The sequence below is a fragment of the Mycobacterium sp. NPDC003449 genome (assembly GCF_053588415.1).
Genome location: NZ_JBSFPX010000017.1, coordinates 47033 through 60915 on the forward strand (window position 1 = coordinate 47033; position 13883 = coordinate 60915).

A 13883-nucleotide genomic window follows, 5' to 3' on the forward strand; every position below is an offset into this window, starting at 1 on the left:
TCCCTACTTTCCAATCTTCTTGCGAATTACCAGATGGATGGGTATCTGCAGGAGTGCAAACATTCCGATGGCCACAAGGCAACCCTTGGCGACGACCATGGTGTCGAATTCGCCGTACATGATGTTCGACGCCGCGGACACGATGTGGGAGAAGGGATTCACGTTGATACTGATCCGAAGCCAGTCAGAGAGGAACACCTCGGGCATGAGCGCCTGGCTGACGAACAGCACCGGCAGGGCGAGCGGCAGCATGGCGACCGGGGCCTGCGGATTGAGCGTGCGCAGCGCCACCAGATAGAACAGCGAACTGTATGCGGCTGACCACAGGAACATGAGCACGATCAGCAGCGCCGCGGTGAGTACCCCGGCCCGCAGCGGCGCGTCGAGCAGTGCCAGCAGCGCAATCACGATGACGGCCGCCGGAAGAATCCGAAACATCTCGAAGCCGTACTTGGCCGTCATGATCTGGCCCGTCGACACCCCGTAGAGCCGGAGCCGGTCGGTGAAACCCGAACGGATCTCGTCGATCAGCGTGCCTGCGCCGTAACCGGCGCCCAGCATCGGAATCAGCATGATCAACCCGGGCGCGATGTAGGCCGTGTAGGAGGACAACGGAAAACCGGGAAGGTCGGCGACCCGCTGGAACATCGATCGCACGAAGATCACCAGGACCACCGGGAACACGATCGGGAAGATGAAACCGAACACCGGTTGTCGCAGGCCCACCACGACATAGCGACGGAAGAGTCGCAGGGTGTTGGCGGCGGCCGGCCTTCTCTCCCTGCCGCTCACCGGCGGTTCGGTCTTGGCGTCGTCGGCCAGGGTTTGGACACTCATCGGGTGGCCTCCAGAAATGCGTCCCGCAGCGATGTGGACCGCACCTCGATGTTCGCGTCGGCCAGCCCCAACTGACCCAGCTGCGTCCCGAGCCGGCCGAGGGTGGATGCCGAGGCCGAGGTCAATGTGCCCGTGAGGGCGGTGTCGTTTCTGCGCTCAACGGCGTAGCCGGCATCGCCCAGTGCGGCCACGGTGTCGTCGGGTATCACCCCACCCGCCGAGATGTCGACGACGAACCCGTGGCTTCTGGTGAATTCGTGGGTCGACCCGGATGCGGCCAACTTACCGTCCTTGATGATTCCGACTTCGTCGGCCAGTGCGACCGCCTCGTCCATGTCGTGGGTCGTGAGCACGACGGTGCGGCCTTGCGACCGCAGCGACCTGATCGCATTCCACACCTCTTGTTTGCCCTCGATGTCGAGGCCGCTGGACGGCTCGTCGAGGAACAGCATCTTCGGGTTGTGCGCCACGGCAAGCGCCACGTCCACCCGCCGACGCATCCCCCCGGACAGCGCTCCGACCTTTCGGTTCAGATAACTTCCCAGACCGAATTGGTCGACGAGCTCGTCCTCGCGCGGGCGCCTGCTGTGCTTCGGCCAGCCGGCCATCGCCAAACTCATCCGTATCTGTTCAACCGGCGACATCCAGAGATCCAGGGCGACCTCCTGCAACGCCACCCCGATGAGCGGCCGCAGTTCGTCGGTCTCATCGACCGGAATGCCCAGTACCTCCAGCCGCCCACTGGTAGGGGCGAGCAAGGTTGTTGCCATCCGAATGGTGGTTGTCTTGCCTGCACCGTTCCGGCCGAGCAGGCAGTAGACGATGCCGGCCGGCACGGTCACACTCAGTCCGTCGACGGCGTTGGTCCCCGAACCCGGATACGTCTTGACGACCTCGTCGGCCCGCAAAGCCTGCGATGAATTCTGTCGGCTCTCATCAGACATCGGCGGATCAGTCTCCGACTTTCGGTAGGACGTCGCGTTCCAGTTTCTCGGTCATTTGAATGCCTTGCGCGGTCAGGCTCACGTCGAGCGCCGTGTAGAGCGGAAAGCTCCCGCCCTCGGGTGTCTCGTTCACCTGATGGATCGTTCCGCTGCTGGCTCCCGACACTTCGAGATCAACCACCGTTCGGGCCAGTTCGACGCGATTGCCGCGCCAGCTGGCCTGCCGCGTGCCTTGGGACCGCACGGTGCCGCTCACTACCGAACCCCCACCGCACTCGCCCGTGAGCTCACGCGATTCGCCGATGTCTCCCAATGCGATTCCCCCAGCTACCGCGCACTGCAGCGACACCCTGGAGTCCAGGGGGTTGACGATGGCTATCGCATCCAGAGTGCTCGCGCCGTCCCGCGTGGACACGACACCGGTCTCGTACGGGAAACGGTCCCCGCCGTAGTACTGTTCGATCTTCACCTCACCACGCCGCGAACCCGGCCCGATGGTCAATACCCCGGCCGTCGGCAGCGATGTCGTCTGATCCAGGTAGGTCACCGATCCTGATATCTCGATCCGATAGCTCCCGAACGGTGAGCCGTGGCGTGGTTCGGCACCTGATTCTGATTTTCCATCAGGATATTTCAGAAGTTCGTAGGCGTGGCCGACGGGTTGTCCGGCTTCCGCGTTGACCGATGCACAGCCGCCGAGGAGTGCCGGCGTGAGCAGACCAGCGATCGCCACTGCCGTACGTCGTTTCACCGCACCGCACCAGGGATGGTCAGGCTGCGGTCCAGCCGACGATGGCGGTGGCTGAAGAACGCCGAGAGAACCCAGCTCATCAACCGTCCCCAACCGGGGATCAGGCCCATCGGCGCCTGAGGAGCCAGGGTGATCTCGTCGGTCACAATCGTGTTGTCTCCCAGAGGTTCCAGGGTGCGGTGATGGACCCAGATCCGCATACCGGTCATGATCGACTCCTCGCGGAACATCCGCCCAGGCTCGATCTTGGCAATGGTGATGTCGTCGAAGCCGAACGGCAGCACACCGAAAAGCAGCAGAAAGCTCTTTCCGATCCGGGTGCCTGGCGAGACATCGGCGATCGATTTCCCTCGGAACTGTCGCGGCATGGTCATCTTCATGTAGGGGCCCATCTCATCGTTGATCCCCTCTTGCGTGGTGACGCGTTCCCATACCCGGTCGATCGGACAGGCGATCTCGCTGACCTTTCTGAACGTGTGTTCCTGCGTGTGTATCGATCGCATGTCTCCTCTAATTCGATTGCAGAAGGGGGGAATCAGTCGCCAACGCCAGTAGCGATCCCCCATTCTTGTCCAGAATGCCGCCGGCATCGCTGACAAATGATCCGCTGATGTCGACAACGGCCGGGACACTGTCGGCCCCGATGTAGCCGGGCATGATGTCACCGATCTGGTGGATGCGGTCGGACAGCAGGTGGCTGTACCAGTCGAACAGCGGAACCACGAGGGCAACCGTCACGAAATCGACGCCGTCGACGGCGAGGCTGCCGAAGAACGACTGCCAAAGCTGCTCGACCATGCCGACACGCCGGTATTTCTTGCGCACCCCCTGAGTGGCGAGCTCTGCAACCCGTTCCGGCCCTACATGTTCGAAGAAGGAGTGCCACCGCGGGTAGAGATAGCTCCGCGGCGGGTGTCCGTCCACTGCGTAGTCGCGGCCGTCGCGCAGCGTACTGAAACTGTCCAGCCCGAGTCCGGGGTCGGCCCGTAGTGCCCGCAGCACCCCCACCGGGTCGTCCGGGGAGTCGTCGGTGAAGCTGACGAATATCTCCGAGGAGCGCTCCCAAGGCCGGTAGTGCACCATTTCCGCTGCGGCGATATCGGACTCGTCAGCGTAGTCATTCTCCACTCCGAAGATCGCGTACTCGACGCTCTTCGCCCAGCGAAACCGGTCGTCTGATGCCCGGATGCGTTCGACGCGCTCCAACTGACTGCTCATGCGGTAGTGAACTCCCTTCCGCGGGTCCCCGCGATCCGCTCACCCTGATCGGCGATGTCGGCGATGATCTCCACTGCTTTTTCGGCGCTGACGAGCGGGTTGACGAAGGTGAGTTTGAGCGCTGCGTGCCCGGCTGCACGCGACCTGCCCACCATGGCACGGCCGGTTCGCGCCAGCGCGGCCCGGATCGCGTTGTTGATGGTGTCGCATTCGTCATCGGGCACCGAATCGCGCTGCCAGCGCACCACAACGGTGTTCGTCGCTACCGGCGCGACCAGGTTCAGGTCGGGATGATCGGATACCGCGTCCCCGGCCGCGGCGGCCGCCGCCAACGTTGCGTCGATCATCTCGGCAACGCGCCGCTGCCCGAGGGCCCGCAGCGTGACGAACACCTTGAGGGCGTCGAACCGGCGGGTCGTCTGCAACGACTTACCTACGAGATTGAGCACGTCCCGCTCGGAATCCTGTTCTGGGTTCAGGTAATCGGCGTGCCCGGCCAAGACATCGAAGGAGGCCCGGCGACGGACCAGCAGCGCGCTGCAACCGATGGCCTGAAACAGCAGCTTGTGGAAATCTACCGCGATGGAGTCGGCCGTCTCGATGCCCCGAAGAAGGTGTCGATGCCGATCGCTGAACGCCAGGCAGCCGCCGGCGCACGCGTCGACATGGGTCCAGATGCCGTGCTCGTGGGCGATCGTGATCGCGTCGTGGAGCGGATCGATCGCGCCGTAGTCCGTCGTACCCGCGGTGAGCACAAGCGCCATGATGGGAGTCCGTTCGCGCACCGCCTCGGCCAGCAGGTCGCCGAGCGCCTCGACGCTCAACCGCCCGGCCGTGTCGGTCGGCACCTCGATCGGGGCGCCGGCCAGCCCGAGGATCCGCAGTGCCTGACGCACCGAGAAATGCGTTTGACGCGTACACAACACGCGCCATGAACGCGCTTCCGGGGGCAGCCCGTGCGTGGCGATATCCCAACCGGGGATCCTGCCTGCGAACAGATCACGCGCGATCAACAGTGCCTCGAGGTTGGACTGCGTGCCGCCGCTGGTAAAAGTACCGTCGGCACCGGGGCCGTATCCCAGTTTCGTACAGAGGTATTCGGTGACACGCTGTTCGACCGCAGTGGCTGCCGGCGCCTGATCGAAGGAATCCATGGACTGGTTGAACGTACTTGTCAGCACCTCGGCGGCCAACGAAGCCACCATCGGCGGACAATGCAGGTGGGCCAGGTAAGCCGGATGGGTGACCACCGCCGACTTCCGGGCCAGCAGGTTGACGGCCTCGCCCAGCGCGCCCGGCAGACCGATGCCCTCCGGGAGATCGAGGGGCAGATCGTCGGCGGCCTCCTTCAGGTTCGCGTAACCCTCGACGAGCCCCGGCACGGTCGGGTCAGCCAGCTCGGTCCCCGCCCACGTGGTTGCGAGCATCATCGCTTCGCGATATCCGGTCAGTCCGGCCGTCGTCACGAAATCCGCCTCGAGCGGCCTCATATCGGGCATCATGGCGCCTCCATCCGGACCGTCTCCCCAGCCGAACGCGGCGCCTCGGCGCCGGCACGTGGATGTGCGAGCAACCTTCGAAGGGATGCGGTCAAGGAACGGTCCTCGGTCGTCCAGTACCCGCTGTCACGCGGAATCGCCTCGGCGAGGCGACGGCGAGCCTTGGCGAGCTGGTGGTAGGGCAACTTCGGGAAAAGGTGGTGCACCGCATGGAAGCGCAGACCGAGCGGCGCCCACAGCTCGCCGAGGATCGGCAGCGACGGATGGTCGACGGAGTCGAGCACCTGCTCGGGAAACGTCATCCGCTCGTTCTCGCTCTCGTAGCGGTGCGCGGCCAGCACCCTGACCCAGTTGACGAACAGCACGATCGCGACGACCGCGTAGGCCTCGAGCAGGCGGTTCGTCGAATAGGCGCCCAGCACAGCCAGAACCAGCATCGTCAGGGCGTACGCGAAGCAGGCGGACTCCTGAACCAGCCACGGGCGCGGTACGCCGGCCGGAGGCAGCCGGCGGACGAAATCCGCGTCGATCATCAAGGCCGAAGCACGTGTCAACACATATGACCGGAGCGGGGGGACAAGCCAACTCAACGGAGCCAGTACCAGGAAGCGCACGACGAAGACCAGCGGGCCGAGCAATGCGGTGAACGGCAAGGCGATCACCCGCCAGCGTGGTTCGGCGGCATAGGGTACGTATTCGCCGTCCTCGACGGTCCCGTACGTACGGGACCCGTGGTGGTCCTGGTGGAACTCGTAGGTGAACTTGGGCACCAGGAGCGGGATTCCGCACACTGCATGCCAGAACACCGAGAACGACCGCAGTTCGTCCGGCGCATGGACGATCTCGTGCACGAAGAGGACCGCGCGGTATAACGCCAGAGCGGAGACCAGCACGCAGGCGATGGCGGGCACCGAAAGCAGATCGCCGGCAGGACACAGGATGAAGGCGCCGTATCCGATCAGCACGCATACGGTGAGATCGATCCAGTAGATCCACTGCCTGCGTTCGGCGAGATCGGCGACCAGCGAGCGCGCGTCGGCCATCGAGATGCCGAGCACATCCCTGGAGCCGAGCTGCCTCGACGGAATCCGCGGGGACCCGATGTTCGCATCAGTGCTCATCGGGCGAACTCCGCGATCAGTGCAGAGGTGGACACTCGCGGGATACCGAGTTCGCGCACGGCTTTGACCGGTGAGTAGTAGACGTGACGACTCATCAATTCGACGTTCTCGGGTACCAGGGCATCGTCGGGGTGTGGGTTGCCGGCCACATCCCGCAGGACCCGGTTGGCGGCACCGGCGGCCCGGAACAATCCCGTCGGGGCGACGCGCACCGGGTGGGATCGCCCTACCGCGTCGACGAGCAGTTCGGCAATCCGTTGATAGGTGAGGTTCGCGGTCGCGAGAATGTACCGTTCGCCCGGTTCGCCGTTGACCATCGCCGCTGTGGTGCCCGCGACGAAATCGCGGGCCGAGCACACCGCCGTCCCGCCCGATGGCACAGCCCGGAGCAGACCCTTGCGCGCGGCGGACAGCAGGCCCCGCCAGGACCGGGCAGGGCCGGATCCCGGGGCGAAGACCGCTGCGGGATTGACCACCACCACGTCAAGACCGCGCTCGGCGAAGTCGCGCATCACACGTTCGCCGGCACGTTTCGTCGCCGCGTACACGTTGTCGAGAACCGAGTCCCGGAGATCGAATTCCTCGTCGGCCACGACGTCGTCGGGCGGGTACCCGATGGCGGCCGTCGACGATACGTGAACGACCCGTTGTATGCCGTGGCGCATCGCATTGTGCGCGATGTGATAGGTCCCCAGCACGTTCGCATTCCAGATATCGTGTCCGAGCCGTGAATTCGGTGAGGCGACACCCGCGAGGTGATAGATCGACGAGATGCCGCGCATCGCGTCGCCGACGCTGCGCTCGTCGGTGACGTCGGCGCGCACAACCTCCACGTCGCCCTTGGGATCGTTCGGTGGCGCGGTACGGTCCCGCGGACCGGCCATGACGGTGACGGCCTCACCGGCGCGCACCAGGTCGCCGACGAGCGCACTGCCCAGGTACCCCGCACCGCCGGTGACGAGAATTCGACCGGTCATCACAGTGCCTTCTGAAAGACCCGGTGGCGTTTCTCCGGGGCGGTCTTCATCTGAGCCGCCAGCGAATTCGACCACACGTTGTCCTCGTGCACCCATGTCGTGGCGACCGACGAATATCCGCTGTCGGTAATGGTCTTGACGATCTCGCCGGCCAGTACGCGACCGATCCCCGCGCCGAACCGAGTTTCGACGGCGCCGATCAGCACCACGACCGCGGTGTCGATGCCGCGGATGCGCCCGTTACGCCTGCTCGTCATCCGTAGCAGCGTGGATGCGGTGATCCGGCCGGATTGCCCGGTGATCTCGTTGATATCGGGCAGCATCAACAGAAACCCGACCGGCTCGCGACCGGCTTCGACGATCCGGACGATGTTCGGGTCGATCAACGGCCGCATCTCGGCCGCCATACCCTCGAACACGGCCCTGCTCAACGGCACGTTCTCCGGGTGCCCGGCGAACGAATCGTTGTAAAGCCCGCGCAGGACCTCCAGTTCGTCGCCGAAGTCCGCCATCCGCACCGGCCGTGCAGTTAGGCCCTGCGCGTTCATGACGGCCTCGGCGCGTCGGACCAGACGTTGCTGAGTAGCGCTACTGCCCTTGGCGTTCCACCGATATGACTCGGTGTCGAACTTCTTCCGATAACCCGCGGATTCGACGAGTCGCGGGTAATACATCGGGTTGTAGGGCTGCATGAGAGTCGGCGGTCGGTCGTAGCCCGCGACGAGCAGACCCACTTCCTCACGCGTCGAATAGCTGAACGGCCCGGCAATTTTGGTCATTCCTCGGTTCCGTGCCCATGTCTCCGCGGCGTCGAACAGCGCCGCGGCCACCGCATCGTCGGGTGGGCTCTCGAAATGCCCGAAGAAGGCCCAGTCGCCGTATCGCTGGACGTAATCGGGGTCGATACTCGCCGAGATCCGCCCCACCGGCCGTCCCGACCGGTACGCGACGAAGTTCGCGATGTCGACCTCTTGATGCAGCGCGTTCTTGTGCGGGTTCATCTTCGCCCGCATGACGCGCCGCAACACCGGCCGCCACTGCGCATCGTCGCGATAGATGTGCCATGGCACCCGCACGAAGCTCGTGACGTCCGCGCGCGACGCTATCTCTCGTACCTCCACAGATCGCCAGGAGGACTTTCGCGGCGACGACGTCGACACGTACTCATTTAGCACGGACAATTCCCAGGTCATGGGCGAGCTCGGGATTTCCCTTGCTCTTCCAGAGCGCGCCGTCCATATAGAAATGGTGCAACACGAACATCAGCGGCACGGCGAAGATGATCGTATCCAGCTGTCCGGCAAGGATACCGATACCCGCCAGGCAAGCCGCGTACAGCGGCAGCGCTTTCCGGGTCGACAGCCGAGCCAACAGCAACTTCTTCTCACCCGGGTCATCGGTAGCGGCGAATCGAGTGTTGTTCCGCGTCCAGTTGATCAGGTGGTACTGCAGGCTGTGGGTGGTGGTGGCGATCAGGATGAGCGCGAACAGATCCGACACCAGCAGGTAGGACAGGTTGTAGGACGCGGCGGCGATGACGATGGTGGCCACGGCCATCGCGGGTAACGGGGTCTGCCCGCCACGCCGCAGTTTGACCTGCTCCCAGATCGCCATCGCGACGAGGACCGCGGCGATCGCATACGCGACGACGATGAGAACGCCCGGAATCGGTGGCACGGGCACGCTGAGGTTCGAGAACGGCAGGCGGTGGCCGAACACCTCGTACTCCGAGAAGTGCAATCCGTGGCCGGCCCGGTAGAGCACCGGGGCCAGGCAGACGGCGTACAGCGCGTACTTGAGCCGCTTGCGCGGCCCTTTGTATCCGTTCTTGGCGGCGTAGATGTTCATGATGCCGAAATGCTGTTTCAGCACATGGAATACCTGCCAATAGGCCCAGATCGCCAGCAGCGGCACCAGCCAGCCGCCGAACCACAGCACCCCGACGATCGTGGCGACGACCGCGAAACTGATCACGTAGTGACGCCAGTACCGTGACCGCTCCCGCGGGTCCAGCCACACCCGCGCGGTTGTGGTCAGCACATGCGGAAGATCCGAAAGCAGCGAAAATGCCACCGCGCCAACGAGAAACATCCCCTTGCGACTCTCGGCGGCGAACAGTACCGCCGAGAGCAGGGCCCCGACACCGAACACGAAGAAGATGTCCACCCGGCGACTGACGAACCAACCTGGTTGGTGTTCTCCATCTTTCGGGCGCTGCCGTTGAGCATTCGTGGCGACAGTGGCCATCACAGTCCCCTCCCGGTGGCTTGAACAGAGATTTTATTGAAAATGGTTTTCGTTATCGCCCTAACGTAGGGTCGGGCAGGCGGCGGTGTCAACGGCAATCCCGCCGCGCATTCCGAATGTGGCAACCGCCACATTCGGTCGACACCGTCCCTGCATCGACCGCATCCGAATCAAGGAAGAACTGTGACGTCAAAGACCGATGACGGAGATGACGACCTCGTCGACCGCGAGGTCGAAGCAGCCTCCGACCCGGTCGAACCCGAGGGCAGACCCGGCAGGCGCACCCTTCGCCATCTGTCCATCGCTGCCGCCGGCGCAACCCTGGTTGCGGCCTTGACGTGCTCGGGTTTACTCGGTTGGCGGCTGTGGCAGCAGCGGCAGGTGGACGAGGCGGGCCGACAGGCCGTCGAGGAGGCGGTCGCCTACGCTCAGACGCTGACAAGTATCGACAGCAACCACGTTGACGAGAATTTCACCCGCGTCCTCGACGGCGCGACGGGCGAGTTCAAGGACATGTACACGCAGTCGAGCGTGCAGCTTCGCCAACTACTCGTCGACAACAAAGCAACCGCGCACGGCACCGTGGTGGATTCGGCAATCCAGTCCAGGTCCGAGGACAGAGTGGTCATCCTGCTGATGGTTGATCAGACCGTGGCCAACACCGCCCGGCCAGATCCCCGCGTCGACCGCAGCCGGATGAAGATCACCATGCAACGAGTCGACGACCGTTGGCTGGCCGGCAAAGTCGAGCTGCCGTGAGCTCGGCGGCGGTGTGGATGGCTGCCATCGGTGTTGCGGTGCCGGTCGCTGTCGCACTCATGGACCCACCGGTTGCGGGGGCGTCCCCGGAATCGTTCTGTACCGATCTCGGCGGCGAGTTCGACGGGCACTACTGCGGCACGGTGGTGCGCTCGGTGCGCAATGCCAACCGAGACATCAGAATCGCGATTCCGGGCGAGCTTGTCGACAAGCCGACCACCGGTTCGCCGATCCGCGCCTACCTGCGCGACCTGTACCGTAATTGGAGCGCCAGAGCCGGAGACATGGCGCAAGACAGCTACGGCGAAGCGAACGTCGAAGTCTTCAAAGGCCACTCGACACTATCGGTGGTGTTCCACGAGAATTACCATGCGGACGGTCCGGCGATCAACAACGCCTACCGGACGTTCACGTTCGACACCGCGAGCGGCGCCCAGCTCGAGCTGAACGACATCGTCCGGCCAGGGATCGACCCCTTGATCGACATCCCGACGCTGGGCGCGCCGGATGTCGTCGAGGCCCTGGACCGGGCCCCGCCGCCACATCGACCCGGCACCTATCCGTTCACACCCGACCGCTGGTCGCCGGACAACGTGTACTCCGGCGGCTACCGCGCGTGGGCGCTGACGCCGGACTCGTTGATCATCTACATGCCGGATTATCCGGTCGCACATGATGTTCCCGTCGACTACAGCCCTGGAATGCCGGTGTGGTCGATGGACGGCGGCACCGTGGCGGCCCGCATCCCTCTCGCCACGCTCGAACCGGTGCTGCGACCCGAGTACAGCTGAACCCCGATTGACGAGGAGCACCATGTCAGAAGAGGCCACCGACGACGGCACCGATCCCCGCCGCTGGGCGATGCCGGCCCGAAAAGGTCTCGCCGTCCTACTGGCCGTCGTAATACTGGCGGGCACAGCGGTTTTGACCTGGTTGTGGATCGGTCAACGTGACCGGGAGAATGCGGCCCGTGAGGGTTTGGCTGCGGCGCAGCAGTTCGTGGGCGCACTCACCAACATCGACGCGGCCCACCTGGACGAGAACTTCCGGCTGGTCATCGACGGGTCGACCGGAGAGTTCAGGGACATGTACGGCCAGTCGAGCGCACAACTGCGCCAATTGCTCGTCGAGAACAAAGCCACCGCGCACGGCATGGTGGTGGAGTCTGCCGTCAAGTCGGCCTCGCCGGACCGGGTGGAGGTGCTGTTATTCGTCGACCAGTCGGTGACCAATGCCGCAGCACCCGAGCCGAGGCTGGACCGAAGCAGGATCAGGATCACCATGCAGAAAGTCGACGGGCGTTGGCTAGCCGGCAAGGTCGAACTGCCGTGAACCCGTGAGCTCGACATCCACCGGCGCATGCCGTTCCTCGCCGTTTCCCCGGACGAGTGGGCTCCGCTAAGATGATAATGACAATCGTTATCAATAAGGAGTTCGCATGAAGGTCAGGGCGTCCATCAAGTCGCTGAAGAACCAGCCCGGGTCACAGGTGGTGAAGCGTAAGGGCAGGGTCTACGTCATCAACAAGCTCAACCCTCGTTTCAAGGGCCGCCAAGGCTGATTTGATCGCGCGACGTCGCGCGCGCCTTGCCACGGCGAGTTCGCCGAACCGAGCCTCAATCCCGTACTCGGCTAATCGAGTTCGTACCGGATGAGCCTGGCGCTGTTGGCCACCACCGCAACCGACGACGCGTTGTGCAGCACCGCCGCCAGCACCGGGGACAGTGCCCCACCCGCACCGACGGCGAGGCCGATCGCGTTGACGGCGATCGACATCGCGTAGTTCTGTTGAATCACCTCGACCGCACGCCCGCCCAGCGCCCGCACGTCGAGCAGCCGCCGCAGGTCGTCGCCGGCGAGCGCGACGTCGGCGGTCTCGACCGCGACATCGGTGCCGCCGAGCCCCATCGCGATGCCGATGTCGGCCGCCGCGAGCGCCGGTGCGTCGTTCACCCCGTCGCCGATGACCGCGACCGTATGCCCCTCGGCGCGCAGATCCCGAACCACCGCGAGTTTGTCCTCCGGCATGACCTCGGCGCGCCACTCGGTGATACCGAGTTCATCGGCGACGGCGGCCGCCGCGTCCGGGTGGTCGCCGGTCAGCATCACCGTGCGCCGCACGCCGGTCGCCCGCAGGGCCGCCAGTACCTCGATGGCCTCGGGTCTGATCTCGTCGCGAAGGCTGATCAGCCCCACCAACTTTCCGTCGACGGCCAGCAGCAGCGGTGTCTCGGCGCGCCTGCGGAGCTTGTCGACCCACTCGGTGGCGCGCTTGGTGACCCGGACCTTCTCCTGGCGCAGCAGTGACGGGCTCCCGAGCAGCAGCGTCCGCCCGTCAGCCCTGGTCCGCATGCCCAGCCCGACGAGCACCTCGCACTCCTCGTGTGGGGGTATCTCGATGTGGCGTTCCTGCGTCGAGCGGATAACCGCGTCGGCCAGTGGATGACGCGCGTGGATCTCCGAGCTGGCCGCATAGGCCAGCACCTGCTCGGGCTCCCAATCCTTGGGAAAGGCAACCACGTTGGTCACGATCGGGCGGCCGACCGTGAGGGTTCCGGTCTTGTCGAACACCACGGCGTCCACCCGGCCGGCTTCCTCGAGGTGCGAACCGCCCTTGATCAGGATGCCCCGCCGCGCACCGTTGCCGATCGCGGCGCTGATGGCCGTCGGGGTCGAAAGGCCCACCGCGCACGGGCAGGCGACCAGCAACATGGTCATGGCGCGGCGCACATCCCTGGTCACCATCAGGGTCACGGCCGAGAGCAGGAACGAGGCGGGCACGAAACGGCGGGAGAAATTCTCGCCGATGGTCTGAATCGGCGCGCGGTCCTCCTGCGCCTCCTCGACCCGGCTGATGATCCGGCCGAGCGTGGTCTGGCGCCCCACGGCTTCGGCGGTGACCACCAATCTGCCTCGTACCACGACCGACCCCGCGTACACCGTGCCGCCGACGGTGACGGCGACCGGAAGGTTCTCACCGGTGATGGCCGACTGGTCGACGATCGCCTCACCGGCGCTCACGACCCCGTCGACCGCGATCGCCACCTGCTCGTGCACCACGACCCGGTCGCCGACCTTCAGACCGTCGACCGCGACCTCGACCTCGGTTCCGTCGGGCAGTTGCAGCCACGCGGTGTCCTGGCTGCCCTGCAGCAGGTTGGCGATCGCGCGCCGGGTCCGCCGCAGCGTGAGGTCCTGCAGGTATTCACCGATATTGAGCAGCCACAGGACGGTCAGTGCCACCACGTTCTCGCGCAGCACCAGGCTCGCGACCGTGGCCGCCGAGACCAGCACATCGGTCCCCGCCGCGCGGTTCCCGGTCAGGGTCCGCAACGCGCCGCGCAGGAACGGATAGCCCGTCACGATCGTCGCCCCGGTGGCGAGGGTGCGGCTGGTCGGCCCGAGCAGCGGTGGGCGGGCGAAGGCATAACGGCGAATCCCCAGCAGCGCCAACGCGATAGCTCCGATCGCCATCCGGACGATGTCGGCGTTGTGGATGTCGGCCGACCGCGGTGTACGCACCGGGACCA

General features: G+C 65.1%; 15 protein-coding genes. 4 read left to right on the forward strand and 11 right to left on the reverse strand.

What is annotated here, in order from left to right; genetic code table 11:
- Window positions 1-3: 3 nt before the first annotated feature.
- Genes ACWDTP_RS07675 through ACWDTP_RS07720 form a run of 10 tightly spaced genes read right to left on the reverse strand, consistent with a single transcriptional unit; the run spans window position 4 to window position 9594 of the window.
- Complete coding sequence (locus ACWDTP_RS07675) at window positions 4-837, reverse strand: ABC transporter permease (protein ID WP_450018183.1); 834 nt, start codon at window positions 835-837, stop codon at window positions 4-6.
- Window positions 834-1781: an ABC transporter ATP-binding protein gene (locus ACWDTP_RS07680; RefSeq protein ID WP_450018185.1), complete on the reverse strand. Its 948-nt coding sequence runs from the start codon at window positions 1779-1781 to the stop codon at window positions 834-836. The genes ACWDTP_RS07675 and ACWDTP_RS07680 overlap by 4 nt, the downstream gene beginning before the upstream one ends.
- Before the next feature lie 7 nt (window positions 1782-1788).
- Entirely contained in the window at window positions 1789-2532 is a 744-nt protein-coding gene (locus tag ACWDTP_RS07685) for a hypothetical protein (RefSeq protein WP_450018186.1), read from the reverse strand.
- On the reverse strand, window positions 2529-3035 hold the full coding sequence (locus ACWDTP_RS07690) for a hypothetical protein (RefSeq protein ID WP_450018188.1): 507 nt from the start codon (window positions 3033-3035) through the stop codon (window positions 2529-2531). Before ACWDTP_RS07690 ends, ACWDTP_RS07685 begins: the two co-directional genes overlap by 4 nt.
- 7 nt (window positions 3036-3042) lie before the next feature.
- Window positions 3043-3750 carry a hypothetical protein gene (locus ACWDTP_RS07695; protein ID WP_450018190.1) on the reverse strand — a complete coding sequence of 236 codons (708 nt, stop codon included), beginning with the start codon at window positions 3748-3750 and terminating at the stop codon, window positions 3043-3045.
- Window positions 3747-5252: a pyridoxal phosphate-dependent decarboxylase family protein gene (locus ACWDTP_RS07700; protein WP_450018192.1), complete on the reverse strand. Its 1506-nt coding sequence runs from the start codon at window positions 5250-5252 to the stop codon at window positions 3747-3749. Before ACWDTP_RS07700 ends, ACWDTP_RS07695 begins: the two co-directional genes overlap by 4 nt.
- Entirely contained in the window at window positions 5249-6370 is a 1122-nt protein-coding gene (locus tag ACWDTP_RS07705) for a fatty acid desaturase family protein (protein WP_450018194.1), read from the reverse strand. The genes ACWDTP_RS07700 and ACWDTP_RS07705 overlap by 4 nt, the downstream gene beginning before the upstream one ends.
- The gene (locus ACWDTP_RS07710; RefSeq protein WP_450018195.1) at window positions 6367-7347 is read right to left on the reverse strand and encodes an NAD-dependent epimerase/dehydratase family protein; all 981 of its coding nucleotides are present in this window, start codon (window positions 7345-7347) and stop codon (window positions 6367-6369) included. Before ACWDTP_RS07710 ends, ACWDTP_RS07705 begins: the two co-directional genes overlap by 4 nt.
- Window positions 7347-8540 (reverse strand): N-acetyltransferase, encoded by a 1194-nt coding sequence (locus ACWDTP_RS07715; RefSeq protein WP_450018197.1) that lies wholly within the window; start codon window positions 8538-8540, stop codon window positions 7347-7349. Before ACWDTP_RS07715 ends, ACWDTP_RS07710 begins: the two co-directional genes overlap by 1 nt.
- Window positions 8512-9594 (reverse strand): hypothetical protein, encoded by a 1083-nt coding sequence (locus ACWDTP_RS07720; RefSeq protein WP_450018199.1) that lies wholly within the window; start codon window positions 9592-9594, stop codon window positions 8512-8514. Before ACWDTP_RS07720 ends, ACWDTP_RS07715 begins: the two co-directional genes overlap by 29 nt.
- A gap of 183 nt (window positions 9595-9777) precedes the next feature.
- Between ACWDTP_RS07720 and ACWDTP_RS07725 the strand changes: the two genes are divergently transcribed.
- The 4 genes from ACWDTP_RS07725 to ykgO all read left to right on the forward strand — a co-directional run bounded on the left by ACWDTP_RS07725 (window position 9778) and on the right by ykgO (window position 11914).
- The gene (locus tag ACWDTP_RS07725) at window positions 9778-10353 is read left to right on the forward strand and encodes an Mce protein (RefSeq protein WP_450018201.1); all 576 of its coding nucleotides are present in this window, start codon (window positions 9778-9780) and stop codon (window positions 10351-10353) included.
- A gap of 17 nt (window positions 10354-10370) precedes the next feature.
- Entirely contained in the window at window positions 10371-11144 is a 774-nt protein-coding gene (locus ACWDTP_RS07730) for an RsiV family protein (RefSeq protein ID WP_450018216.1), read from the forward strand.
- Between the two features lie 22 nt (window positions 11145-11166).
- On the forward strand, window positions 11167-11685 hold the full coding sequence (locus ACWDTP_RS07735; protein WP_450018203.1) for a hypothetical protein: 519 nt from the start codon (window positions 11167-11169) through the stop codon (window positions 11683-11685).
- A 106-nt stretch (window positions 11686-11791) separates the two neighbouring features.
- The gene (ykgO, locus tag ACWDTP_RS07740; protein ID WP_026256513.1) at window positions 11792-11914 is read left to right on the forward strand and encodes a type B 50S ribosomal protein L36; all 123 of its coding nucleotides are present in this window, start codon (window positions 11792-11794) and stop codon (window positions 11912-11914) included.
- A 71-nt stretch (window positions 11915-11985) separates the two neighbouring features.
- Here the strand turns inward: ykgO and ACWDTP_RS07745 are convergent.
- On the reverse strand, window positions 11986-13883 hold a 1898-nt coding region (locus ACWDTP_RS07745; RefSeq protein WP_450018205.1), incomplete at its 5' end, for a heavy metal translocating P-type ATPase.

Coding starts and splice junctions, on each gene's coding strand:
- ACWDTP_RS07690 (WP_450018188.1), bottom strand. CDS start 3,035: ATGCGATCGATACACACGCAGGAACACACGTTCAGAAAGGTCAGCGAG.
- ACWDTP_RS07710 (WP_450018195.1), bottom strand. CDS start 7,347: ATGACCGGTCGAATTCTCGTCACCGGCGGTGCGGGGTACCTGGGCAGT.
- ykgO (WP_026256513.1), top strand. CDS start 11,792: ATGAAGGTCAGGGCGTCCATCAAGTCGCTGAAGAACCAGCCCGGGTCA.
- ACWDTP_RS07735 (WP_450018203.1), top strand. CDS start 11,167: ATGTCAGAAGAGGCCACCGACGACGGCACCGATCCCCGCCGCTGGGCG.
- ACWDTP_RS07700 (WP_450018192.1), bottom strand. CDS start 5,252: ATGATGCCCGATATGAGGCCGCTCGAGGCGGATTTCGTGACGACGGCC.
- ACWDTP_RS07720 (WP_450018199.1), bottom strand. CDS start 9,594: ATGGCCACTGTCGCCACGAATGCTCAACGGCAGCGCCCGAAAGATGGA.
- ACWDTP_RS07705 (WP_450018194.1), bottom strand. CDS start 6,370: ATGAGCACTGATGCGAACATCGGGTCCCCGCGGATTCCGTCGAGGCAG.
- ACWDTP_RS07730 (WP_450018216.1), top strand. CDS start 10,371: ATGGCTGCCATCGGTGTTGCGGTGCCGGTCGCTGTCGCACTCATGGAC.
- ACWDTP_RS07675 (WP_450018183.1), bottom strand. CDS start 837: ATGAGTGTCCAAACCCTGGCCGACGACGCCAAGACCGAACCGCCGGTG.
- ACWDTP_RS07695 (WP_450018190.1), bottom strand. CDS start 3,750: ATGAGCAGTCAGTTGGAGCGCGTCGAACGCATCCGGGCATCAGACGAC.
- ACWDTP_RS07715 (WP_450018197.1), bottom strand. CDS start 8,540: ATGACCTGGGAATTGTCCGTGCTAAATGAGTACGTGTCGACGTCGTCG.
- ACWDTP_RS07680 (WP_450018185.1), bottom strand. CDS start 1,781: ATGTCTGATGAGAGCCGACAGAATTCATCGCAGGCTTTGCGGGCCGAC.